The following is a 1,126-nucleotide window of genomic DNA, read 5'->3' as shown; positions in this document are numbered from 1 at the left end:
AATTTGAAAATGGAAAAAACTAAAAATATAGGGGTTAAAAATGTCTTACCTAAAGAAAAGCCTACTTGCTACGGCAATCACAGGCATGATGTTCAGTGGTGCAGCTCTTGCTGATGGCGCAAACAGCGATGCTGCGAAAGAGTACCTAACAAAAGATTCTTTCTCTTATGAAGTTTACGGGATCATCGCGATGCAGGCCGCGTACCGCGATTACGATTCTGGCAGCAAAGCAACGGATGACGACCTAGGTGGCATGCAGCTAAACAACGAATCTCGTATCGGTTTCCGTGGTAAAAAACAATTTGCTAACTTCGGTCCTACCTTTATTTGGCAAATCGAAGGCGGTTATGTAGACCCTAGCTTTGGTGGCGAGGGTGCTGGTCTTGGTGAACGTGACACATTCGTCGGTTTTGAAAGTGCTTCTTGGGGTCAAGTTCGTCTAGGTCGTGTTTTGACACCTATGTACGAATTGGTTGACTGGCCAGCATCTAACCCAGGTCTAGGCGATGTTTACGACTGGGGTGGTGCAATCGGTGGTGCTAAGTACCAAGATCGTCAATCAAACACCATTCGTTGGGACTCTCCAATGTACGCAGACAAGTTCTCTCTAGACATCGCAGCGGGTGCTGGTGATAAAGCGGGTCTAGGTGCTGGTGATGATTACTGGGGCGGCATCGCGGCTCACTACAAGTTAGGTCCACTACAATTGGATGCTGCTTACGAAGGTAACCGTAACATTGAATCTGAAGGTCAAACGTGGGAAAACAACACGTACCTAGTTGGTGTTCAAGGTTGGTTTGATAACGGTATCTCGTTCTTCGCTCAATACAAATACATGGAAGCGGACGCAAGCAACGGCGTGAACGAGAAGCAAGATGCAATGTCTGCAGGTCTGATGTACACAACAGGTGACTGGCAGTACAAGCTAGGTTACGCAGCGAACTTCGACCTAGAACGTGACGGTAAGACAATTAACGATACAGCAGACGATGTACTATCTGCACAAGTTATGTACTTCGTAGACCCATCTGCAGTGCTTTACGTACGTGCTCGTACTCTAGACTTCGGTGACGGTGCGTCTCAACTAGATAAACCAGCAGAAGCGCGTTGGAAGTCAGCCGACTAC

The 1,126-nt window shown here is 47.5% G+C and carries 1 protein-coding gene; it reads left to right on the top strand.

All coding sequences use genetic code 11. The annotated features are described in order from the left end of the window. Positions 1–40 precede the first annotated feature (40 nt). Positions 41–1,126: chitoporin (chiP, locus tag R7070_RS26165; RefSeq protein ID WP_318141509.1), on the top strand; the 1,086-nt coding region annotated here is incomplete at its 3' end.

Origin of the sequence: Vibrio sp. 1557 (genome assembly GCF_033340175.1) — a bacterium.
In the GTDB taxonomy this organism is placed as follows: Bacteria; Pseudomonadota; Gammaproteobacteria; order Enterobacterales; family Vibrionaceae; genus Vibrio; species Vibrio alginolyticus.
The sequence above is the reverse complement of the archived record's forward strand: the minus strand, read 5'-3'. Positions and strand labels throughout refer to the sequence as shown.